The sequence below is a fragment of the Psychrobacillus glaciei genome, assembly GCF_008973485.1.
Lineage (GTDB): Bacteria > Bacillota > Bacilli > Bacillales_A > Planococcaceae > Psychrobacillus > Psychrobacillus glaciei.
The window spans coordinates 1,304,809-1,328,268 of record NZ_CP031223.1 but is presented as its reverse complement, the minus strand read 5'-3'; the positions used below and the strand labels follow the sequence as shown (position 1 = coordinate 1,328,268).

Genomic DNA, 23,460 nt, shown 5'->3' with positions numbered 1-23,460 from the left:
TTATTCTCTCCCTTTCAAAATCATTTCAATGACTGCCATACGAACAAACACACCATTTTCCATTTGTTTAAATATTCTAGAACGCTCGCATTCTACAATTTCACTTGCAATTTCCACGTCCCGGTTCATCGGAGCAGGATGCATAATAATGGCGTTTTCTTTCATTCTTTTTTCTCTCTCTACTGTTAAACCATACTGTTGATGATATTCAGCTTTAGAGAAATTAGATTTACCATCATGCCTTTCATGTTGCACTCTTAGCATCATCATGACATCACTAGACTCAATTACTTCATCAATATTATAAGTTGCTTCAAATTCCGCGTTACAATTTGGCGGACACACGAAATTAACTTTCGCACCAAGTCTAGAAAATGCATCTGCGTTTGAACGAGCTACTCGGCTATGTGCAATATCCCCTACGATGCTAATAACTTTATTTTTAAAAGTTCCAAATTCCTGTTGTATTGTCAATAAATCGAGCAAACTTTGAGTAGGATGATTTCCTGTTCCATCTCCACCATTGATAATTACTGGTTTTACTTTACCTATTAAATCATTAAAAAAATCATTTTGTTCATGTCTGATCACCAGCGCATCTACACCAATAGATTCCAATGTTTTGACCGTATCATATAGTGTTTCACCTTTTAACGTACTAGAAAAACCTGCATCAAAGGGGAGGACATTTAAATGTAACTTTCTCTCTGCCATTTCAAAACTCATTTTCGTTCGTGTGCTCGGTTCAAAAAACAAATTAGCCATCGTATAATCTTGCTTTAATTGAGAACTAGCACCTTCACGGAATAATTGCGCTTGCTTTAAAATCGACATTATTTCTTCTACAGTTAAATCTTTCATTGATAATAAGTTTTTCATCTGTATCCTCCTCTATCAAAAGAACCTTCTCGAAAAGATCTCAAGAAGGTTCGATTTTGCATAGATAAGTAGAGGCGACTATTAGAAAGCCCCCACTTTATCTACCCGAACCTTTTGTTGACTCTCTGTTCAACTTCTTAAAAGGTCATTTATTCAGTTTTATCCATACCTGCTATTTGTTCATTTTTTCTACCTGGTAGTACTAAGTTTAGTATAACTCCGATGATTGCAGCTAAAGCCATACCTTCGATACTCAATGATTCCGACACAACAAACTTAGCTCCACCAATTCCGATTACTAAAATAACCGAAGCAATAACTAAGTTACGATTATTTCCAAAGTCAATATTATTTTCAACTAACATACGAAGACCACTTGATGCGATGATTCCAAACAGTAGAATGGATACCCCACCAAGAACTGCTGTAGGGATTGTAGAGATGACGGCCATTACTTTCCCTAAAAATGAAATGGCAATTGCAACAACGGCAGCACCACAAATTACATACACACTGTAAACGCGAGTGATTGCTAGTACCCCAATATTTTCACCATATGTTGTTTTTGGAGGACCACCGATTAAAGAACTGATAAATGTTCCAAAACCATCTCCTAGTAAAGAACGATGTAAACCAGGCTCTTTAATGTAGTCACGATTTACTACTTTCCCAAGAACTAATTGGTGTCCAATATGCTCTGAGATTGTTACAATAACGATCGGTACCATGACTAATAACAATTTTGATGTAACGACGAAATGATAATCTACACCTGGAATTAAGAATGGTGGTAAAGAAAACCACTTTGCATCATGTACTGCAGAGTAATCTATGATTCCGATAGCAGCAGAATATATGTAACCAACGATTAACCCGATTAAAATCGGCATTGTGCTTAATATGTTTTTAAAATAAATGGTGCAGAAAATTGCTGTAAACAATGTTACTAATGCCGCTGAGAAGTGCAGGAAACTATACACTTTTAAATCGGTACCATCTACCGGAATGTTCATGGCCATATCAACCGCTACTCCTGCAATACCTAAACCAATAACCATGATAACTGGTCCAACAACGATCGGTGGTAATAGCTTTAGAATCCATTTATAACCACTCTTCCAAATAATAAGTGATACTATCCCATATACTAATCCGACGAACATTGCACCAATCATTGCGTTACCAGGTTCGGTCTTATCATTCGTAGCAATGAGGATTGGGGCAATAAAAGCAAAGGATGATCCTAGATATGCTGGTACTTGAAACTTAGTAATCATTAAGAAGAATATGGTCGCTATCCCGCTTGTAAGTAATGCAATTGCAGGACTTAATCCAACTAGCTGTGGTACTAAAATTGTCGAACCAAACATGGCGAACATATGTTGAAAACTAAATGTGATCAGTTGTCCTCCTGATGGCTTTTCATTAACATCTAAAACTGCAGTTGACATGGATTGTTCCTACCTTTTCCAAAAGATTTCTTATTCAAAAATTGTTACTGCGTCCAGTTCATCTGTTTCGATAACTTTCACTACAATTCGTTCATTGCTTGACGTCGGTATATTTTTACCTACGTAATCCGCTCTTATCGGTAGCTCTCGGTGACCCCTATCTATTAATACCGCAAGTTGAATTTGGGCAGGTCTTCCTAAATCCATGACAGCATCCATTGCTGCGCGAACTGTTCTTCCCGTATAAAGTACATCATCTACTAAAATTACTTTTTTATTCGTTACATCATGTGTAATATCTACTTGCTGAACGAGCGGCTCATTTGAATCATTTTTCAATGAAAGATCATCTCTATATAATGTAATATCCAGCTCACCTGTTTTAATTGCTTTACCCTCGATCGTCTCAATCTTATTAGCTAGCCTCTCTGCTAAAAAAGCACCTCTTGTTTTGATACCAACTAAAATGCATTCCTCAATCCCTTTATTACGTTCGATAATTTCATGTGCAATTCGTGTTAGCGCTCTATTCATTGCTTGTTCATCTAAAATACTTGCTTTCTCCGCCATTGTTATCCCCCTATTTTGTAAAATAAAAAACCTCTTGAGCTGAGATGCCCAAGAGGTTGTATATGCGTCATTAATTAAGGTAACTACACTTAAAAGTCCGCAGACCAATAGTGTTCGTCACATTCACATGTACCTTCTCAGCCTCTCTGGACTGTTATTAAAGGTGAAGCTATTTTGTTTTCTAAAAGTAGTATAAAGGATTAATCCTCTTTAATCAATGATTGTTTTCTTAAATCTTGCAATAAATTTGTGTAATCATCTGGAATTGGATAAGAGAACTCTAGATATTCACCCGTTTTTGGTTGAATAAATCCTAATAATCCTGCATGCAAAACTTGTCCATTAAAATCGATGGTTTTCTTTGGACCATATTTTGGATCGCCAGCTAATGGATAACCAATATATTTCATATGCACACGAATTTGATGTGTTCTTCCTGTTTCCAATTGACATTCAACCAACGTGAATTTATCCAAACGTTCTAATACGCGAAAATGAGTCACAGCATGTTTGCCATTGTCCACTACCGCCATACTTTGGCGTTCTTTTTTGTCTCTACCTATAGGAGCATCAATTGTTCCTTTGTCATGAGGAATTCGACCATGCACAAGCGCAATATATTTTCGAGTAACTGTTTTCTTCACCAATTGGTCTACTAATGAAACATGTGCTACATCATTTTTGGCAACCATTAATAATCCAGTCGTATCTTTATCAATCCGGTGAACAATTCCTGGACGCATAACACCATTAATGCCAGATAAATCTTTTATTTGGTGCATTAGACCATTTACAAGCGTCCCACTAATATGTCCTGGTGCAGGATGAACAACCATTCCACGAGGTTTATAAACAACTAGTACATCTTCATCTTCATAAACAACTTCTAAGTTTAAGTTTTCTGATACAATATCCAGTTCAATTGCTTCAGGGGGAGCTACAGCTATAACATCCCCTTCCTTCACTTTATAATTTGATTTGGCTGCTTCTTTATTTACGAGTACATGCCCGTCTTTTATAAAGTTTTGGATTTGAGTACGTGACCAATCCGTATCAAAAGATGCAATTGCTTTATCAATTCGTTCTTTTGTCTGTTCTTTTTCTATTATAAATGTTAACTCTTCCATTACTTCACCTTTTTCTTTCCATCTCGTTCTTCTTTAATTATGAATAATATGATAATCACAACACCTATTGTCAAGGAAGCATCTGCAATATTAAAAATAGGAAAATCGTAATTTATAATTGGTATTAACACATGCACAAAATCCACAACTTCGTTTCTCCAAATACGATCGATAAAATTCCCAATTGCTCCACCTAATAGCATCATTAAACCAACCTGAAACATTGGCTTTCCTTTTGCTTCTTTATGAAAATAATAAATAATGGCAATAATGACGACAATCGTGATGATTGTAAATAACCCCATTTGGCCTTGCAACATTCCCCATGCGGCACCACGATTTCGATGAGAAAGTAATTCAAAGTAAGGATCTAAAATAGTGATTCGTTCGCCAAAAACCATATTTTTTACAATCAGCCATTTTGTCCACTGATCAAGCGCAATAACAAATGCGGCAAGTCCATAAAATTTCCACACATTATTTCCCCCAATATCAAATTCGCCTTTGCATATTTAGTCCAGATTTTATCGAGCTTACTCGATAAGTTCCTCTAAAAATCTGTGACATCCGCCGTAAGCTTTAACTTTATTAACTGGGGTTTGAACTCCAACTAAAAAAAGTTAACAGAATCTAAACTAGTTTACCATACAAAGTAACCCTAAGTAAAAGTGCAGGACAAAATTCATCCAAAATAAAAAGCGTGGTCCTACTAATTTAGGACCACATTCATTACATTAAATATAATGTTTTTCTACAACTTCCGCACAACGAGTACATAATGTTGGGTGTTTTTCATTTGAACCAACTGTTTCAGTAATTGTCCAGCAACGTTCACATTTTTCTCCGTCTGCTTTTTCAACTAAAACAGAAGCATTTTCAAGCACTAAACTATTTTCTGGTGCGTCTTGTTGTGCACCACCAAGTGCAAATTGCGATACGATGAATAGTTGAGCAAAGTCAATTGCATCTGTGTCAAACATTACTTTCAATTCATCTTTTACATACAATGTTACTTTTGCTTCTAATGATTTACCGATAGTTTTAGCATTTCGAGCTTCTTCTAATGCTTTTAACACATCATCACGTAATTCCATGATTTTATCCCATTTAGCTGCTAACGCTTCAAACGCTGGATCTTCAATAGCTTTTGGCATATCTGTAAGTTGAATACTTTCTTCTGTCTTATTTTCTAAATAAGCCCATAATTCATCTGTTGTATGAGGTAAAATCGGCGTCATTAATTTTAATAAAGCAAGAAGTGTATCATACATTACGGTTTGCATTGCGCGACGTTCATGGTCATCTTGACCATAAATATATACAACGTCTTTGGCGATATCTAAATAGAATGAACTTAGCTCACCTGATACAAAGTTATTTACAATATGGTAAACACTTGCAAAATCATAACGCTCATATGCCGCTTCCACTGTTTTAATCACTTCTTGTAATTTCATATACATAAATTGATCTACTTCACGGAGATCCTTAAATTCCACACGGTTATTCTCTGGATGGAAATCACTAACATTACCATGCAAGAAACGGAATGTATTACGGATTTTACGATACACTTCAGATACTTGTTTAAATATAGCATCGGATACACGAACGTCTGCAGTATAATCTACAGATGCAACCCATAATCGAACGATATCTGCTCCAAGTTGATTGATCACTTTGGCAGGTACGATAACGTTTCCAAGAGATTTACTCATTTTACGTCCATTTCCATCTAGCGTAAATCCATGGCTTAATAATCCTTTGTATGGTGCATGACCAAACATTGCCGTACTAGTGATTAATGATGAGTTAAACCAACCACGATATTGGTCAGACCCTTCTAAATACAAATCTGCTGGGAATACCAAATCATCACGTTCTTCTAACACACCTTGATGACTTGATCCAGAGTCAAACCAAACGTCCATAATATCTGTTTCTTTCATGAAGATACCATTTGGACTGCTTGGATGTGTAAATCCTTCTGGTAGCAATTCTTTTGCTTCTTTTTGGAACCAAATATTAGAACCATGTTCACGGAATAATTTTGCTACATGTGCGATTGTTTCTTCTGTAAGAATTGGTTCTCCATCTTCCGCGTAAAATACCGGAATTGGTACACCCCATACACGTTGGCGAGAAATACACCAATCCCCACGATCACGGATCATGTTATAAAGTCGAGTTTCACCCCAAGCCGGTGTAAATGATGTATCACGGATTGCTTGCAATAATTCATCTCTAAATGATTCGATTGATGCGAACCATTGTGCAGTTGCACGATAAATGACTGGTTTTTTTGTGCGCCAATCATGTGGATATGAATGTGTAAAGAAAGTAAGTTTTTCAAGGGCCCCTACTTCTTCTAGTGCTTCTGTAATTGCTTTGTTTGCTGTGTCATAGAATAACCCTTCGAATCCAGGTGCTTCTGCAGTCATCACACCACGGTCATCTACTGGACATAGTACATCTAATCCATAAGCTTTCCCCACATAGAAGTCATCTTCCCCATGTCCAGGAGCTGTATGTACACAACCAGTACCTGATTCAGTAGTTACATGCTCCCCAAGAATCACAAGTGAATCTCGGTCATATAAAGGATGTTTGGTAACAAGTCTATCCATATCTTTCCCAACTACTGTACGTTCTACCGAATATTCTTCCCAACCTAGCTCAGTAGCGACAGATTCCACTAAATCTTTTGCCACTACAAATTTTGAACCTTTTGCTTGAACAACAGCATACTCTACAGCTGGATGCAACGAAATAGCCAAGTTTGCTGGAATTGTCCAAGGAGTTGTCGTCCAAATAATAATTTTTGTCCCCTCATCAAGAATACCTTTTCCATCTGTTACAGCAAAGCTAACATAAATAGATGGTGACTTTTTATCTTGGTACTCAATTTCCGCTTCTGCTAGTGCAGATTCACTTGAAGGTGACCAATAAACTGGTTTTAGACCTTTATAGATATATCCTTTTTTCGCCATTGCACCGAAAACCTCAATTTGACGAGATTCAAAAGCTGGCGTTAGCGTTACATATGGATTATCCCAGTCTCCACGAACACCTATACGTTTAAATTGAGAGCGTTGGTTATTAATTTGTTCATACGCATATTCTTCACAAAGCTTTCTGAACTCTGCTAAAGTCATCTCTTTGCGTTTTACACCTTTATTTGTAAGTGCTTGTTCAATTGGCAGACCATGTGTATCCCAGCCCGGAACATAAGGGGCATTGAAACCACTCATTGATTTATATCTTACAATCATATCTTTTAAAACTTTATTTAGTGCATGCCCCATATGCAAATCACCATTTGCATATGGAGGGCCATCATGTAATACGAAGAAAGGACGACCCGCTGTTCTTTCTTGTACTTTTTTATAAATATCCATTTCAGCCCATTTCGCTTGAATATCTACTTCTTTCACTGGTAAATTTCCACGCATTGGGAAATCTGTTTTCGGCATTAATAATGTGTCTTTGTACTCCATTCATAATTCCTCCTTAATCTATTTTAAAAATTAGGGGTTTATTCCCCTATTGGACAAAACAAAAAAACTCCTCATCCCAAAAAGGGACGAGAAGTTTTTACTCGCGGTACCACCCTACTTGCGATTTTCTAAAAAAAATCGCCGCTTAGTATGCCATAACGGGACATAATCCGAAGACACTTAGCCTCATTTTTTTAAGTTCAGTGTCTTTGCTCAAAAGTGATAATCTAAAAAAGTCCCATTGCTTGAGCTCGCACCATCCCCAAGTCGCTTGTTCGAAATCTTATTTAGACGTCTTTTTCAACGCATATTTATATGATATGAAATAATTATAGGAAAAGTAAGCGAATCAGTCAAGAAATGTATTAGTCCTCCGTTATAGAAATTCTATCTATATCCGTAGTATCCACATCATATTCCATTAAATGATTCCAGTCATCCGTATTGATCAAATCTAATTGGGCTTCTACGAGCATTTTGAAACGATTCCGAAAAACTTTTGATTGTTTTTTTAGATCTTCAATTTCAAGTGCGATTCTTCTTGCTTTTGTAAGTGCTTCATTCACAATACGGTCTGCATTTTTTTCTGCTTCTTTTACTATTAGTTTTGCTTCTTTTTGAGAGTTTCGACGAACTTCCTCTGCTGCTTCTTGTGCGACAACGATAGATTTATGTAAAGTCTCTTCAATCGATGTGAAATGCCCAACTCTTTCGCTTGATGATTTCAGTTTTATTTCCAGTTCTTTTTTCTCTTTTGTTATAATTTCAAGATCTTTCATAATTTGATCTAAAAATTCATTTACTTCATCTTCATTATATCCTCTAAATCCTTTGCTAAATTCCTTGTTATGTATATCAAGTGGTGTTAATGGCATATATTCCATCTCCTTTACTTTTCTAGCATTCTTATTCTCTATTATACATTTAGGTTAGAGCGAATTCATCAAAAATCAGCTATATTTATTTGATTATTTAATTTTTTGTTCTAAGCGACCTATTTGTAGTCTAATTTTGTCTTTTTTTGTTCTGCCTTCAATCATTAAAACTTTGACTCTACCAAGACCCCGAATGGAAATTAGATCTAATTCTTGCAGTTCCATAGACAGTTGATCTTTCTCTGTCCAGTTAACCTTTACTTTTCCGCTTTGAATGAGCGTAGATGATTTCTGTCGAGAAATATTAAAAACCGCTGAAATAATAGTATCTAATCTTAATGAACTCACCGTTAAAGATTCAGATGTCCATTCCTCTCGTTGCAAAAAATAATTTAGTCTATCTCCTACTAGTTCAATATGAACTTTAACTTTTCCAATTGCCGTGTAGTTTGCGCGTACATAGTCTAACACTTCTGTTGCAACGACAAATTGAATAGCTCCATCTTCCACTCGTATGTCACCAAACTTACTTCGATCAATTCCTAAGGACATCATCGAACCTAATACATCTTTATGTTGTAATGTAACAAACTTTTTAGGATATTGAACTTCCACGACAGTCAGCGTAAAATCCGCATCTGATGGCACATAATAAGAAGGATATAGAAGCATTCTTTTTCTTTCTACTTCGTCCAATCCTCCATTTGCTACTACTTCAATATCCTCATACTGTCTTCGCAAAGTGTCTACAATGAATTGTTGTCTAGGATCTAAAAAGTCTGTTAACTTAGGCGCATATCGATTCTCAACTTCTCGCAGCATATTAACAATTTGTTCTATGAATGGCTGCTCTTCTTTTCTAAAATGTTGCATTACATTTTCCATGTCAATATTCCCTCTCGAATATAGTAAAAAACCCCACTGAAGTGAGGTTTAAAAAAAGGATACTAAAGATATTATTCCTCTTATCGCAATATTCAATACAAAAATCGCAACAATAGGTGATATATCGATCATTCCGATTGGAGGAATAATCTTTCTGAATGGTTCTAAATATGGTTCGCAAATTTTTCCTAAAAATTGTCCAAAGCTAGATTGCTGTATACTTGGGACCCATGACATAAAAATATAAACGATTAATGCATAGGTATAGTATTTAACTGCATAAATTAACAAGATTAAAACTGTGGTCATAATAGTATTAACTCCTCTATCAATCTAGGTCGTTGTAATAATAATCCGATATTGCTCCAGCCACTTCTACTGAATCTGGTGCACACAGGAAAATATCCGTTCCTATTCGTTGAATGTCTCCACCTAAAGCGTACACTGTTCCACTTAAAAAGTCGATGATTCTTATTCCTTGTTCTTTATCAATGCGTTGTAAATTTACAATAACAGCTTTTTTACTCTTCAAATGTTCGGAAATATCTTGGGCTTCTGCATAAACGCGCGGCTCGATTAGAATTACTTTGGAAGACTTTTGCACATTTTGAATACTAACTAGATTAGATGCAGCTGTTTCATTCGTTACTGTATTAAATTTTCGTTCTTTTGTTGAGGGTCTCACCGATTGCTGTCGCATTTGATGTTCCACCGGTTTTGGCTGTTGAGGTTTTGGCTGCTGATCTGTTGAAGTTTCTTCATCCTCTTCCAAGTAGAAGAAATTTTTCATCCAGTCTTTCATGCTCATTTAACTTCCTCCCTCTCTTTACCGACTAAAGCTGTTCCTATTCGTACAAAGGTTGCGCCCTCTTCTATTGCAATCTCATAGTCACCCGACATCCCCATTGATAATTCCGTACAAGGTGCATGTGGTAGTTGTTGTTTCGAAATTTTTTCCTGTAATTGTTTTAAATTACGAAAGACAGTACGTATGACAGTCTCATCTTCCGTATTTGGAGCCATTGTCATTAAGCCAATTACTCGTATACGCGAATATTTTTCTAATTCTTTCATAAAAGATTCCGCATCTTCCAACGATAATCCATGTTTTGATTGCTCTTCGGCTACATTTACTTGTACAAAACAGTCCTTTACCGAAGTAGCTCTTTTTTCTATCTCCTCCGCTAAACTTAATCGATCTAAAGAGTGCAAAAAATCTACATCATTAATTACTGATTTTACTTTTCTCGTTTGTAGCGTCCCTATATAATGCCATTTGATGGAATCATTAATGGCATCTAATTTCATTTTTAAACCCTCAGGTCGATTTTCACCTAGATGTCTCACTCCAGCTTGAACTACCTCTTCCGTTCTTTCCACAGAAACTTCCTTCGTAACGGCAATAATCGTAACATCTGAAGAATTACGATTGCCACGTAAACTAGCAGCATTCACTTTATCTTTTATCGATTCTAAATTTTGTTGAACGTTTGTCATATAAAAACCAACTTTTCATCAATTGTTTTTGTTTATTGTAACAATGAAAAGGGGTTTTATCAATGATGAATCAATCTAACAACATATTTTTTGAAACAATTATGACATCTTTCCCAATTATAGATATATTTTGAACGGCAACTTTTTTTGTTTCATTCTTTTTATTAAAAAAATTAGGATATGTTCCTTGTGCTTCTACTATGAACGATAGGATGAAACCAGTATCTTTATCTATTTCAGCATCAACGATATATCCTAATAATTTTCCACTACTCGCTTCAATTACTTCTTTTTGTTGTGCATCAGAAAATTTCATCTCAGCTCCCCCTTTTTATTATTATATGAGCCAAAAATAAAAAAAAAACGCTTTTTCTATGAAGAAAAAGCGGAAATAATATTATCTTTAATTGTAGTTATCATTCTTTTGGGTTCAACTGTCCTTGAATAATAGACAAAGCACTTTTCTCTAGCCTTGATATTTGTGCTTGAGATAAGCCAAGATCAACTGCAATTTCAGTTTGAGTAGCGCCATAATAGATTCGTTTCGTTAATATTTTCTTTTGCCTGTTATCTAGTTTTTGAAAAGTTTCTTTCACAGTAAAATAAGTGACCCATTGTTCTTCGGATACATCATTATCACATAGTTGATCCATCATATAGATAGCGTCTCCCCCATCGCTAAAAATGGGTTCTTGAAGTGAAACAGGGTCTTGTATAGCATCTAAAGATAATAATATATCTTCCACAGGAATATCTAATACTTTCGATAAATCATCTAAGGTAGGTTCATGTAGGTTTTCGTTAATAAATTGTTCTTTTGCTTTCATAGCTTTATATGCGATATCTCTTAAAGATCTAGAAACTCGTACAGAATGATGGTCTCGCAAATGTCGTTTTATTTCCCCAATAATCATGGGTACTGCATACGTTGAAAAACGTACATTATGCTTTAGATCGAAGTTTTCAATTGACTTGATAAGTCCTATACACCCGACTTGAAATAAGTCATCCGCTTGTTCACCGCGATATGCAAATCTTTGGACTAAACTTAATACTAAACGTAAATTACACATAACCAGTTCATCTTTTACCGAATCTTCTCCTGCTTGTAAACGGATAAACAAGGCCTTCATTTGTTCATGGGATAGTAAAGGAAGCTTAGATGTATCAATGCCGCATAATTCAACTTTTGTTCTCGTCATAGATCTTCCTCCGGACTTTTTAATAATTCTTAATCAGTTTGTCCGGTAGTTTAAACTTTATTCGGAATATAGGTTATCCAATTTCACCCATTAGGCAATTGGTTCATTTAACAGCTCTTTTAAATCTAAAATTATTTTTTTCTCTAAGCGGGAAATATAAGACTGTGAAATTCCTAAATGGTCAGCTACTTCTTTTTGCGTCATTTCTTCTTTTCCATTCAATCCAAAACGACATTGCATGATATACTTTTCTCGATTTCCAAGTAGATTTATCGCTTCAAATACATGCTGTCGCTCCATTTTTTTTTCTACATCTTCAATTATTAAATCTTCACTTGTTCCTAAAATATCTGATAAGAGCAGCTCATTTCCATCTGAATCAGAGTTTAATGGTTCATCAAAAGAAACTTCTGATTTCATTCGATTCGTTTTACGCAAATGCATTAATATTTCATTTTCTATACATCTTGAAGCATATGTTGCAAGTTTTATTCCTTTGTCCAAATTAAACGTCTCTACAGCTTTTATAAGTCCGATAGATCCAATACTGATTAAATCTTCAATATTCGTGTTCGTCTGGTCAAATCTCCTTGCAATATAAACAACAAGACGTAAATTACGTTCTATCAATATATCCCTTGCAAATTCATTTCCGTCCATAAAAGCAAGAAGCATTTCTCTCTCTTCTTCTCTTGATAATGGTTTAGGCAGTGATTCATTCCCACCAATATAATGTACTCCACTTCTTCTGAATGAAAGTAACCAAAAATAAATCCGACGAAAAAACTTTAATAGCATTATTCGACACTCCTTTTCTTTAGATGGAAATAGGAAGAGCTATGTAATATCCCATCAGCTCCATGTGGAAATTTATCATGTAGCTTTGTCATGACAATATATCCTTTTGGTAATTCCTGATTATTTACTTTCCAATTGTCATATTTTATTCCAATAACCCACGTTTTTTCTTGTTGAATCGTTGCTATAGGTATTAATCTTAATTTGGTTAAATACTCTTTTGGTAAATTATCTAGTCCAACCTTACGATCGAATTCCCAATTGCTAACCGCTCGAAACAATGATTCGGGAAGTATTTCTTCTAACACTTCAGCTGCTACAAAATGAACTGGGTCATTCGAAAGTGGTTCCTTGCAAACATTACCAGAGTCAATAAAAAGAGTAAGTTCCTTTGCCTCACCAAACAATGTGACATAAGAGGAGTATAATAACTCTCTTTCTGATTGAGCGACGTGAATATGCAGGACATGTTTCGTTAATAAATACAAACCACCAACAACAATTAAAGCAAAATTGACTATCATAAATAGATAGTTGGTATTGCGGTAAAAAGAAGCAATTGCTGTTAGTAAGCCGCCAGCAAAAAGACTTGCAAGTAGCGTAAGCCCTATTGCTTTGACTATTTGCTTCGGTTTACGCCAAAATGCTATAGCAATCATTAGAAAGAAAGATAGAAAAATAGTAATAAAATAGTTAGAAAATGTAACAGTTAATATTCCTGCAATAAGCGCGGCAAGAAACAAATATCTTTTTTTGTTTTCAATCCAGCCAATTTTGTTTGCAAATGCTAATACGGTGTAATTAAAAAAAGTATTGGTTGCAATCATAACTTCTGCATACATAGCTTCCCTCCTTTTGACTAAAGGGTAACATGATTTTTGTAAGAAAATTGTCAAATGAACAGAGTAATTGATTCTTTTTTTACGACATTAATTGCATGAGTTTTAGTTTAGGACATCTTTATAAATCCTAATAAATAATAGAGCATGAAGAAGTGTCATCCGTTTATCCTCTGAGTGGGTCGAAAAGCCACGTCTATTGATTAACCACTTTATTACACAAAATACTTGTAAGGAAAGCATTAAAATCTTCGTTAGAATATGTTTGTTTTCGTTTAGGTTTGGATAAAGGTACAATCTCGAGCACACAGCGTTTTTATTACGCGTTATATAGAACGGTTTTTTTATATAGTGCGTCTTAGTAAACTTCAGCAGGGATTTTCACTACAGGGAGGGCGCTTTCCGCGGGCACGGCTTCAGCCGCTTCCTTCGCAGCGCTCAGTCCAGGGTCTTCAGCTCGCGCTATTACCGCAGGAGTCGCCTCCCTTTCGCTACAATCCAATAGAGCTTGCTAGTTATTCAAAGTCAGTAATTACGAATAAAAAGGGGAAGAATAAATGCTTTTCCAACTAAATATTAAAAGATGCCACAAACATAGTGGTTATTTGTTAGTACGCATTATTGATCGTGCGTCCCATTAATACGTGTCATCCCATTCCAAGTAAACCCATTATACTGAGGGGATAGTCGCGTTCAGTAGCTAGTTTGTTAAGTTCATCCATTTATTTATTGGATTTTTTTAGACAATACTTCATAACATTTAATGGCGAGTAGTGACTGACTAGTTAGCAAATATGGTGGATTGTAGCAGAAGGGCGGCGACTCCTACCGGAGGCCAACAGGATGTTGGTCACGAAGGTGTTGCCACACGATGTGGCGCTTCTAGCCTTCGACCCTCAGTGAGCTAAATGAGATTTCACAACGTACGCGTAGCGGCGGTGAAGGCTCATCGCTCACCCGGCGGAAAGCGTCCGCCATGCAGCGGAAATCCTGGCGGTCACTAAGACGCATTATATCTACAATGCGCTTCTTTGACCACTTTAATAAAGGCGATGCTAGTTTTCATAGATGCTATTAAGAGGTAATTTATTGTTCATTTTGGCTAATCAACAGAACTGTCGAAAAGTATTTTACTCTAACCAAAAAAGCAACCACCAAATTGGTGATTGCTTTGTGAAAACTATTTAGTTTCTTCTTTGACGATTTCTTAAGAAAGTTGGAATATCTAGAGCATCTTCTTGTTGATGCTGTGTATATGCAGGTTGTCTCTCTTGTTGCAATGGTTGTTCTTCTTTTCGTTGTTCACGTACAGGAGCAGTAGTAGCTGCTTGTTGCGTTCTAGCTGTTCCAAAACCAGTACCTCTTGGTTTATTTTGCGTAATTACTTCTTCATTAAAACCAGTTGCAATTACAGTAACGATAATTTCATCTTTTAAATTATCGTTAATTACGGAACCGAAAATCATGTTGACTTCTTCATCTGAGGCAGATGCAACAATATCAGCAGCTTCTTGTACTTCAAATAAACTTAAATTCGATCCACCTGTAATATTCATGAGCACACCTGTAGCACCGTCAATCGAAGTTTCCAGGAGTGGACTGGAAATTGCTTTTTTAGCGGCCTCCGCAGCGCGATTATCTCCACCTGAGATTCCGATCCCCATCAATGCTGCACCTTTATTCGACATAATTGTTTTTACGTCTGCAAAGTCTAAGTTAATAAGTCCAGGTACCGCTATAAGATCTGAAATACCTTGAACCCCTTGGCGTAATACATTATCTGCTTCTCTAAAAGCTTCAAGCATTGGTGTATTTTTGTCTACTATTTCAAGAAGTCGATCATTTGGAATAACGATCAGTGTATCTACGGCTTCCTTCATCATACCAATACCACCGATTGCTTGAGTGGAACGTTTGCGCCCCTCGAATGTAAAAGGTCGAGTAACAACCCCAACTGTTAAAGCACCGATATCACGCGCAATTTGTGCAATAACGGGTGCTGCTCCTGTTCCTGTGCCTCCGCCCATACCAGCAGTCACGAACACCATATCAGCGCCTCTTAAAGCTTCTTCGATTTGTTCCTTACTTTCTTCTGCAGCTTTTTTACCAACCTCTGGATTTGCACCTGCTCCAAGTCCACGAGTTAATTTGCCTCCAATTTGAAGCTTCACTTCCGCTCTAGACATATTAAGGGCTTGGGCATCTGTGTTAACGGCAATAAAATCCACGCCTTGTACTCCATGTTCAATCATACGATTTACTGCGTTATTTCCACCGCCACCAACTCCAATAACTTTGATGATAGCTAATTGGTCTTCGTTCGTTTCAAATTCCAGCATGCTATTGCCTCCTATATTCTTTCAACTATGATAAAGGTTTTGTTATTCAAAAAATTTGTCGAAAAACTTCTTAGCTTTTGTCATTGCACTTTCTTTGTTTTCGTTTATCGAAGTTTGTGTAGTTTGTTTTTGTTTCTTAGGACTAGAAACAACCTCACTTTGTGTCATTTGCGATAAAGCATGACTATTACCAATTTTACCATAGAAAACATCTTCTTTATAGGCATATCTTATAAGACCAACAGCCGTTGTATATTGTGGTTCACGCACGCCAATATAATCAGGTGTATATAGACGCACTCTCGTTTGAAGAATATGTCTTGCAAGCTGACCAATACCTTCTAATTTGGCAACTCCACCAGTAATTACAACACCGCCCGGTAAGTCTTGAAGACCCATTCGGTAAAATTCTTCTAAAATTAGTTCAAATAATTCTTCTAATCGAACACCTATAATTTCGGCAATATAACGCTGAGAATATTGTTCTTTCATATCTGCACCAATAACAGGCACCTCGAAAAGTTCATCATCCGAAGCATCATCATAGAAGGCATGTCCATATTGAAGTTTGATCATTTCGGCTTGGTCCGTAGGTGTTTTCAATACAATCGACAAGTCTTTTGTTATATGATCTCCACCTACTGGGATTACAGCAGTTTTGATTAAATGCCCTTCATTGAATACGGCAATTGTTGTAGAACCTCCACCTATGTCAATATAAGCAGTACCATGGTTTTTTTCATCTTCTGTCAGCGCAAAATAACCTCCAGCTAATGGTTGTAAATAGATTTCTCTTATTTGTAGTCCTGCTCGTTCCACACATCTTAACACGTTATGTAAAATTGTTTTCGATGTAGTCATCATAATTCCGTCCATTTCTAGACGCGTTCCAATCATCCCTCGAGGATCTTTTATTTCATCTAAATGATCGACGATAAATTGCTTAGGGGCAATATTGATAAGCTCTCGTTCTGGAGGAATGGACATTACTTGTGCAGATTCTATTACTCTATCTAAATCTGTATCTGTAATTTCACGATCCTCCCGATTAACAGCCACTACACCTTTGACGTTCTGTATGTTAGCTAAGTTCGCTGGAATACCAAGTACAATTTCATGAATAGACATTCCAATCATTCGTTCAGCTTCACTCACAGCTTTCTTAATTGACTGAACAGTTGCGTCTATATCTACAATAGATCCTTTCCGGATACCATTTGATTTAACATTTCCTACCCCGATTACATGCAGCGAGTCTTCACTCATTTCTCCGATTAATACTTTTATCGAAGATGACCCAATATCTAATGATACGTACAATTCTGATTGATTCAACTCGTGGCACCTCCTAATAACTCTTTATTTATTATTCTATTGTAAAAAACGTATAAAGTCTAAAATTTTCTAAACAAATAGTTAATTTTTCATTTGTTCTATTCAAAATTTCCTATTCACTTTTTCTTTCGGACCATTTAGTTAGTAATAACCGACGTATTACTGCTATATTTTGAAATAAACGAACCCCAAAAGCAAAAATTGCAGCTAAGTATAAATCGACCCCAAGATGGACTCCTAAAAATGCTAATGCAGCTGCTAAAGCAATATTAAAGAAAAACCCAGAGACAAATACTTTATCATTGTAAACATGTTGTAAATGTGCCCTTATACCCCCAAATAATGTATCTAATGCAGCCAATACAGCGATAGATAAATAACTCTCATATATCTCCGGAATTTGAATATCAGTTAGGAGACCCAAGGAAATTCCAAGTATTAGACCTAATAACGGTAACCACATATTATTTTTCTCCTCCTGGAATTTCTAATAGAAATTGTTTACTAATCGCCTGATCATATGCGGCTATTTTTAGATTATTTCCAGGTTGTCCTATTTCTAATTTTAAATTATCAATATAAAAGTCATCCCCAATAGTAGAAGCCTCTAATTGATTATACATTTTTTTAGCATCTTCGAACGTTGAAGTTCCTATTCTGATTAAAAATGGTGCCTTTTTAATGGCAAGATTATTAACCGTTGTTTTGCCATTAACATCTCTTATCGCTGAGGAGTATATCATCCTTTTCCCATCTACTTCAATTGCTTTAGCTTTAAATCGATTTATTTCGTTTATTAAACGGACAAGTAAATCTGGAGATATTCCTTCGATTGGTTGTCCCACTGCGATACTTTCTAAAGACGGCTCAACTTTTATCGTGAGACCTGGTCCGTTAAAAGCTTCTAGGCCAATGTCTTTTTTTAGTAGCATGACTGTATCGTTCAATGCAATTTCTGGACTTTCATTCACCATATTTTCGTATTTACCAAGTGTTTGATCTAGTCCACGAACTTCGGACAATAACTCAGAGTGTAATTCAGTTTCTTTTGCAAGCTCTTGACGAATTGCCCATACGTCCCTTGTGTCCCGGGTTTCTGGACTTTGCACTGTATTATATTGGACAGCTAACATAAACCCAACGATTAATAAAATAAATGTAAACCGAATATAGACGGTTTTTTTCATTATTCGGCCTCCTTCACCTCGTCTAGTTTTTGTCGTCTCTCAAAGCAGGCATTGTTATTTTCCCTTTTTCTTCAACCGTTACTACAATATTATCGCTAGTTAATTGATCCACTACCCCACCGCCAAGATTGACAGAAGCGAGTAATACAGTTGGATCTCCAACCGCCTCAATCGTAAAAGGGGCAGGGAATGTTTTCCCATCAACCGTAATAACAGGACCGGTACAACGGATATAAGAATTCGTCTGTAGCCTTTGACCATTGATAGAAAGAGCTTCAGCACCAGATATTTTTAATTCATTAATGACCTTAAATAAATGACTTTCATGAACAATATAATCATTTGGATTTTCTTGTGAAGGATTATAAGCACCATCCTGTAGAGAAACAGATATTCCTTTACCTTGCGAAGGAATATCGCCAATTAGCAACCGTAACATTTCCGCTTCTTTTACTAACTCCTCTACACTTTTTTCACTACTAGCAAATGACTTTTCATATTTTCTAATATCTTGCTGTTTTGCATTTATTTCTTCTGTTAGCTCTTTATTTCTCTCTTTTTGATGAATCAATTCTTTTTTGTATTTTTCCTGTTCTTTAAAACCAACTGAGTTAGAAGTATTTTGTTCTTTGTCTGCAGACGAAATACTATAGGAGTATGCGAGTATAAATCCTAGTACTAAACTAACTAAAGAAATTAATACCAGTCCTCTTGAAGGAATTCTAAGGAGTTTGCTCTTCTTCAACCTCCGTCGCCTCCTCTTTCACAACTTTTTTATACACTTCTTTATATGGTTGAAAAAAGGAACCTACTTCTAGATCAATAATTCCTTTAACATCTGGATCAAGCTGCGACACAATAGATGGATAAAATTTCATTTTTTTAGAGAAGGATGGAATTATCGCTTGAACTTCGTTTCCATCGTTCATAAAAACTTGGATCGAATATGCATCATTTTCAGTAGGAGTATAATTGATTTGTGATATGGTCATTAATACTTCCGTATTTAAATTTTTCAACTCTTTAATGAGTCTCATTCTAATTTTCTCGTCTTTAAATTCCGAAAAAATTGGACCATCCATTGGAACAACTTGTCCTTCTGCTTTAATATTCTTCCCATTTTCTAAAATTATTAAAAGGTCATTCCCGTTTTCCTGATAACCAATTTTTTTATACTCTTTTACCTTTATATCTACTCCTGTTAACCAATTACGATTAACTTTGGCAGATGCTACCCATTCGTTTTCTTCTATTAATTTTGCAATCTGATTTTCTCTAAAGCTCCACATGGAATCGCCTAAATTTAAAGTACTTTGCTTTATGTACTGTTCATTTGATACAAGAGTTGCTCCAGTAACTCTAATCGTTTGAATTTGGCTATAAGAAGATTGAAAATAAAGCACAACTATTAATGTTGTGACAAAGAGAAAAAGTAGAATGGAAAACTTTTTATTTGTTCTTCTTCGCCTACGTTCTTTTAAAGTTGGAATTCGATCTTCAATATCTATGACTTTTTCCATTCTACCGCCTCCCTTCTTTTTCAGAGTCATTTGCCAAATTTAAGATGATTCCGATTATCCCCCATGTCGTAACTAATGACGAACCGCCATAACTTATAAATGGTAGTGTTACTCCTGTAACGGGAAGTAAACCCGTAACAACTCCCATATTTAGAAAGGTTTGTATAGCTAACAACGAGGTAAATCCAATTATTGTTAATTGTGAAGATCTGGTTTTCACTCGTGTTGCTAATGTAAAGCCCGTCGTAAAAAATAAAACAAATGTGGAAATAACGATGAATCCCCCAATAAAACCTGTTTCTTCTAATAAAATCGAGAAAATAAAATCATTTTGTGGCTCCGGTAAGTATAGAAACTTCTGTCTACTATTCCCGTAACCAAATCCAAACAAACCTGCAGGTCCAACTGCAAGTAACGATTGAATCGCTTGAAAACCAGTACCTAAAGGATCTTTCCAAGGATCTAGAAACGATTGAATACGATCAAGACGATAAGGTGCAGAAGCAATTAATGCAACTAATGCAACAATTCCCGTCATGCCTATCGAGACGAAAAACTTTAAAGGCAAGCCAGCCGCAAATAGAAGAATAAAGGCTGCTACGATTAACACAAATGCAGAACCAAAATCTGGTTGAAGCATGATAAAGGAAACAGGTAAAAGTAAAACAAAGGCGGACTGCGTGTATAGTTTTAGTTTTGACTTTTTTTCATTTCCTAGTGAAAAAGAGAGCATTCCTAATACTGCAATTTTAGCAAGTTCAGCTGGTTGAAAATTCATAAAACCAAGTGAAATCCAACTTTGTGAGCCATTGCGTACAACACCTATTCCCGGAATTAACACACCTATTAAAAATAAAATAGAGAGTATATAAGTGCCGATCCAGAACATAGGGAGCCTTACAAAACTTTTGTTCCGTATAAATAAGGCTCCTAGTATGCCTACCACTAAATAACTTGCTTGTTTAAATGCAAACGGCAATTGATCCTTATAATGCACCTCACTCCAATATGAACCTGCAGAATGGACAAATAATATTCCTATAATAGATAGGAAAAGGACGGACGATAAAAATAAGATGATTCTTTTATCTTTCGATTACTTCATCCCTTCGTTATTCGTTTAAAGCGAGCACTTGTTCAATAAATTCATCCCCACGGTCTTCAAAACTTTCGTATTGATCCCAACTTGCACATGCTGGGGAAAGTAATATGATATCCCCTTCTGCTGATAATTGAACAGCTTTGGCAATAGCTTCTATTAGGTTGCTTACTGGAATAACCGAAGGAATGGCTTGTTGTACACCAAATTCCTGTAGTCGCTCAGCAGTTGCACCATAGTGAATTATAGCCTTCACATTATGTAAGTGTGGAATTAGCTCATCGAAAGAGTGCCCTCTATCTACTCCACCAGCAATCAATACTACCGGCTCTGAAAAACCTTCTAAAGCACTTTTTGTTGCTAGCGCATTCGTTGCCTTTGAATCATTATAAAACTTTCTATTTTGCCACTCTCGAACAAATTGAGTGCGGTGTTTTACACCATGAAAAGAAGTAAGTACTTCCATAATATTTTCTAACGAACAATCCAGTAGAAGTGAAACCGCAGTTGCAGCTAATACGTTTTCTAAATTATGTTTTCCACGAAGTTTTATAATAGACCTTTCAAACAACTTTTCCCCATTCCAATATACATATAAGTCGTCTGCACTTATGCCAACTTCCATTTTTCCACTTACATAAAAAGGAACTTTCTGTGCTTTAGTCTTTAAAGCATAATCAGTTACAATTTTCTGTTCACCATTATAAATAAACCAATCATTCTCATCTTGATTCTTCGTAACATTAAATTTCGCATCTGTATATTCTTGGAAATTAGTATGATAATCTAAATGTGCCTCATATAAATTTGTCAAAACCGCAATTTTAGGTTTAAGCTCTTCTGTCCCCATGAGTTGAAAGGAAGATAATTCCGTTACAATAATATTATCCTCCGTTGCTTTTGTTGCAACGCTACTGGCAACCGTACCAATATTACCAGCTATTAATGGGTGTTTGTTTCCACCTTCTAACATGTCAAATATTAATGTAGTTGTTGTTGTTTTTCCATTTGAACCCGTGATACCAATCATCGGTGCATCGCTTATACGAAAAGCTAGCTCGACTTCTGACCATACAGGAATACCTCTTTTTTTAGCATCTGCAATTACTGGATTCGTATAGGGAATTCCAGGGTTCTTGACAATTAGACTAAACCCCTCATCTAAGAGATTTTCAGGATGACTCCCACAAATGACAGTCATTCCTTTTGAAAGTAGATATTGCGCGTTCTTATTTTGTTCAAAAGGTTTCGAATCATTCACTGTTACAAAGGCACCTAAGTCATGTAAAATCTCTGCTGCAGCTGTACCACTTTTTGCAAGACCTAATACAAGAATTTTCTTATGATAGACTAATGGTAATTGCTTCATTTTATAAAACCTCCAAGAATACAACTATCATTGACGCTAAAAAGCCGATTGCCCAAAATACAGTCACTACTTTTCTTTCAGACCACCCGGAAAGTTCGAAATGATGATGAATTGGACTCATTTTAAAAATACGCTTGCCTGTTGTTTTAAAGCTAATTACTTGTAAAATGACAGACAAAGTTTCCATAACAAAAATGATTCCTACCAAGAGTAATATCAGCTCTTGCTTTACAAGGATTGATACCATCGCTAGTGCCCCACCAAGTGCTAGTGATCCAGTGTCACCCATAAAAACCTTTGCAGGGTTTTTATTGAATAAAAGAAACCCTAAAAGCGCACCAGAGACACTAAAAGCAAAGATGGCAATATCTGTCTGTTCATAAGTAAGTGCGATCACTCCAAAAGTAACGAAGGAAACCGAAGCAGTACCTGACACTAATCCATCTAATCCATCCGACAGGTTAACTGCATTGGAGAATCCAACTAACCAGAATAGAAGAAAAGCTACATAAAATTGGCCAAGTGATATTGCTATTTTTGTAAATGGTATTGCAAGCGTTGTATCAAATGGTCCTAGCTTTAATAAAAAATAAGCAATTACAGAAATAATAATTTGACCAATTAATTTTTGTATAGACGTTAAACCTAAATTCCTTTTTAAAACCACTTTAATAAAATCATCTAAAAACCCAATCAGCCCAAAACCTACCAGTATAAGGAGCAACACCACTGTTTGTGTCGTTAATTTATCAAAGTAAATTGAAATGGCTAGAGTCGATATTATAATAGATGTCATAAATATAAGCCCCCCCATTGTTGGGGTTCCAGCTTTTTTGTGATGAGATTCTGGTCCTTCTTCTCTAATGCTTTGACCAAATTTCATTTTTCTTAAATATGGAATAACAATTGGTGCAAGAATAACCGATAGCAAAAAGCTAAAAATAAGTGTAATAATGGTTGTAGATAGTGTCATAAAAAATCTCCTTAATTG

The 23,460-nt window shown here is 35.9% G+C and carries 24 protein-coding genes and 1 other annotated feature; all 24 genes read right to left on the bottom strand.

Annotated features, from left to right (window positions below):
• Positions 1 to 879 carry an aspartate carbamoyltransferase catalytic subunit gene (locus PB01_RS05910; protein WP_151699343.1) on the bottom strand — a complete coding sequence of 293 codons (879 nt, stop codon included), beginning with the start codon at positions 877 to 879 and terminating at the stop codon, positions 1 to 3.
• A 149-nt stretch (positions 880 to 1,028) separates the two neighbouring features.
• Positions 1,029 to 2,330, bottom strand: a complete 1,302-nt coding sequence (locus PB01_RS05905; protein WP_151699342.1) for a solute carrier family 23 protein — start codon at positions 2,328 to 2,330, stop codon at positions 1,029 to 1,031.
• 30 nt (positions 2,331 to 2,360) lie between these two features.
• Positions 2,361 to 2,900 (bottom strand): bifunctional pyr operon transcriptional regulator/uracil phosphoribosyltransferase PyrR, encoded by a 540-nt coding sequence (pyrR, locus tag PB01_RS05900; RefSeq protein ID WP_151699341.1) that lies wholly within the window; start codon positions 2,898 to 2,900, stop codon positions 2,361 to 2,363.
• 200 nt (positions 2,901 to 3,100) lie between these two features.
• Positions 3,101 to 4,027, bottom strand: a complete 927-nt coding sequence (locus PB01_RS05895) for an RluA family pseudouridine synthase (RefSeq protein ID WP_151699340.1) — start codon at positions 4,025 to 4,027, stop codon at positions 3,101 to 3,103.
• Positions 4,027 to 4,503, bottom strand: a complete 477-nt coding sequence (gene lspA, locus PB01_RS05890) for a signal peptidase II (protein ID WP_151699339.1) — start codon at positions 4,501 to 4,503, stop codon at positions 4,027 to 4,029. The genes PB01_RS05895 and lspA overlap by 1 nt, the downstream gene beginning before the upstream one ends.
• A gap of 258 nt (positions 4,504 to 4,761) precedes the next feature.
• Positions 4,762 to 7,524, bottom strand: a complete 2,763-nt coding sequence (gene ileS, locus PB01_RS05885; RefSeq protein ID WP_151699338.1) for an isoleucine--tRNA ligase — start codon at positions 7,522 to 7,524, stop codon at positions 4,762 to 4,764.
• A 79-nt stretch (positions 7,525 to 7,603) separates the two neighbouring features.
• Positions 7,604 to 7,837: a binding site (T-box leader), on the bottom strand.
• A gap of 52 nt (positions 7,838 to 7,889) precedes the next feature.
• Positions 7,890 to 8,399, bottom strand: a complete 510-nt coding sequence (locus tag PB01_RS05880; protein ID WP_151699337.1) for a DivIVA domain-containing protein — start codon at positions 8,397 to 8,399, stop codon at positions 7,890 to 7,892.
• Between the two features lie 93 nt (positions 8,400 to 8,492).
• Entirely contained in the window at positions 8,493 to 9,284 is a 792-nt protein-coding gene (locus tag PB01_RS05875) for a YlmH family RNA-binding protein (protein WP_151699336.1), read from the bottom strand.
• 48 nt (positions 9,285 to 9,332) lie between these two features.
• Positions 9,333 to 9,593 (bottom strand): YggT family protein, encoded by a 261-nt coding sequence (locus PB01_RS05870; protein WP_151699335.1) that lies wholly within the window; start codon positions 9,591 to 9,593, stop codon positions 9,333 to 9,335.
• Positions 9,594 to 9,612: 19 nt separating this feature from the next.
• The gene (locus PB01_RS05865) at positions 9,613 to 10,092 is read right to left on the bottom strand and encodes a cell division protein SepF (protein WP_151699334.1); all 480 of its coding nucleotides are present in this window, start codon (positions 10,090 to 10,092) and stop codon (positions 9,613 to 9,615) included.
• Positions 10,089 to 10,781 (bottom strand): YggS family pyridoxal phosphate-dependent enzyme, encoded by a 693-nt coding sequence (locus PB01_RS05860; protein WP_151699333.1) that lies wholly within the window; start codon positions 10,779 to 10,781, stop codon positions 10,089 to 10,091. Before PB01_RS05860 ends, PB01_RS05865 begins: the two co-directional genes overlap by 4 nt.
• A gap of 70 nt (positions 10,782 to 10,851) precedes the next feature.
• Positions 10,852 to 11,097 carry a YlmC/YmxH family sporulation protein gene (locus PB01_RS05855; protein ID WP_151699332.1) on the bottom strand — a complete coding sequence of 82 codons (246 nt, stop codon included), beginning with the start codon at positions 11,095 to 11,097 and terminating at the stop codon, positions 10,852 to 10,854.
• 100 nt (positions 11,098 to 11,197) lie between these two features.
• Positions 11,198 to 11,983: an RNA polymerase sporulation sigma factor SigG gene (gene sigG / locus PB01_RS05850; RefSeq protein ID WP_151699331.1), complete on the bottom strand. Its 786-nt coding sequence runs from the start codon at positions 11,981 to 11,983 to the stop codon at positions 11,198 to 11,200.
• Positions 11,984 to 12,073: 90 nt separating this feature from the next.
• A complete protein-coding gene (gene sigE, locus PB01_RS05845; protein WP_151699330.1) occupies positions 12,074 to 12,781 on the bottom strand; it encodes an RNA polymerase sporulation sigma factor SigE in 708 nt (235 codons plus the stop codon).
• Positions 12,781 to 13,623: a sigma-E processing peptidase SpoIIGA gene (locus PB01_RS05840; protein WP_151699329.1), complete on the bottom strand. Its 843-nt coding sequence runs from the start codon at positions 13,621 to 13,623 to the stop codon at positions 12,781 to 12,783. The genes sigE and PB01_RS05840 overlap by 1 nt, the downstream gene beginning before the upstream one ends.
• A gap of 1,181 nt (positions 13,624 to 14,804) precedes the next feature.
• Positions 14,805 to 15,959 (bottom strand): cell division protein FtsZ, encoded by a 1,155-nt coding sequence (gene ftsZ / locus PB01_RS05835; protein WP_151699328.1) that lies wholly within the window; start codon positions 15,957 to 15,959, stop codon positions 14,805 to 14,807.
• Positions 15,960 to 16,001: 42 nt separating this feature from the next.
• Positions 16,002 to 17,294, bottom strand: coding sequence for a cell division protein FtsA (gene ftsA, locus PB01_RS05830; protein WP_151699327.1), 1,293 nt, complete (start codon positions 17,292 to 17,294; stop codon positions 16,002 to 16,004).
• Between the two features lie 112 nt (positions 17,295 to 17,406).
• Positions 17,407 to 17,757 (bottom strand): small basic family protein, encoded by a 351-nt coding sequence (locus PB01_RS05825; protein ID WP_151699326.1) that lies wholly within the window; start codon positions 17,755 to 17,757, stop codon positions 17,407 to 17,409.
• A gap of 1 nt (position 17,758) precedes the next feature.
• Positions 17,759 to 18,481: a DUF881 domain-containing protein gene (locus tag PB01_RS05820; RefSeq protein ID WP_151699325.1), complete on the bottom strand. Its 723-nt coding sequence runs from the start codon at positions 18,479 to 18,481 to the stop codon at positions 17,759 to 17,761.
• A gap of 22 nt (positions 18,482 to 18,503) precedes the next feature.
• Positions 18,504 to 19,226, bottom strand: a complete 723-nt coding sequence (locus PB01_RS05815; protein WP_151699324.1) for a DUF881 domain-containing protein — start codon at positions 19,224 to 19,226, stop codon at positions 18,504 to 18,506.
• Positions 19,204 to 20,001 (bottom strand): cell division protein FtsQ/DivIB, encoded by a 798-nt coding sequence (locus PB01_RS05810; protein ID WP_151699323.1) that lies wholly within the window; start codon positions 19,999 to 20,001, stop codon positions 19,204 to 19,206. Before PB01_RS05810 ends, PB01_RS05815 begins: the two co-directional genes overlap by 23 nt.
• Before the next feature lies 1 nt (position 20,002).
• Positions 20,003 to 21,079, bottom strand: coding sequence for an FtsW/RodA/SpoVE family cell cycle protein (locus tag PB01_RS05805; protein WP_318837546.1), 1,077 nt, complete (start codon positions 21,077 to 21,079; stop codon positions 20,003 to 20,005).
• Positions 21,080 to 21,113: 34 nt separating this feature from the next.
• A complete protein-coding gene (murD, locus tag PB01_RS05800; protein ID WP_151699321.1) occupies positions 21,114 to 22,469 on the bottom strand; it encodes a UDP-N-acetylmuramoyl-L-alanine--D-glutamate ligase in 1,356 nt (451 codons plus the stop codon).
• A 1-nt stretch (position 22,470) separates the two neighbouring features.
• Positions 22,471 to 23,442 (bottom strand): phospho-N-acetylmuramoyl-pentapeptide-transferase, encoded by a 972-nt coding sequence (gene mraY / locus PB01_RS05795; RefSeq protein WP_151699320.1) that lies wholly within the window; start codon positions 23,440 to 23,442, stop codon positions 22,471 to 22,473.
• Between the last annotated feature and the right edge of the window lie 18 nt (positions 23,443 to 23,460).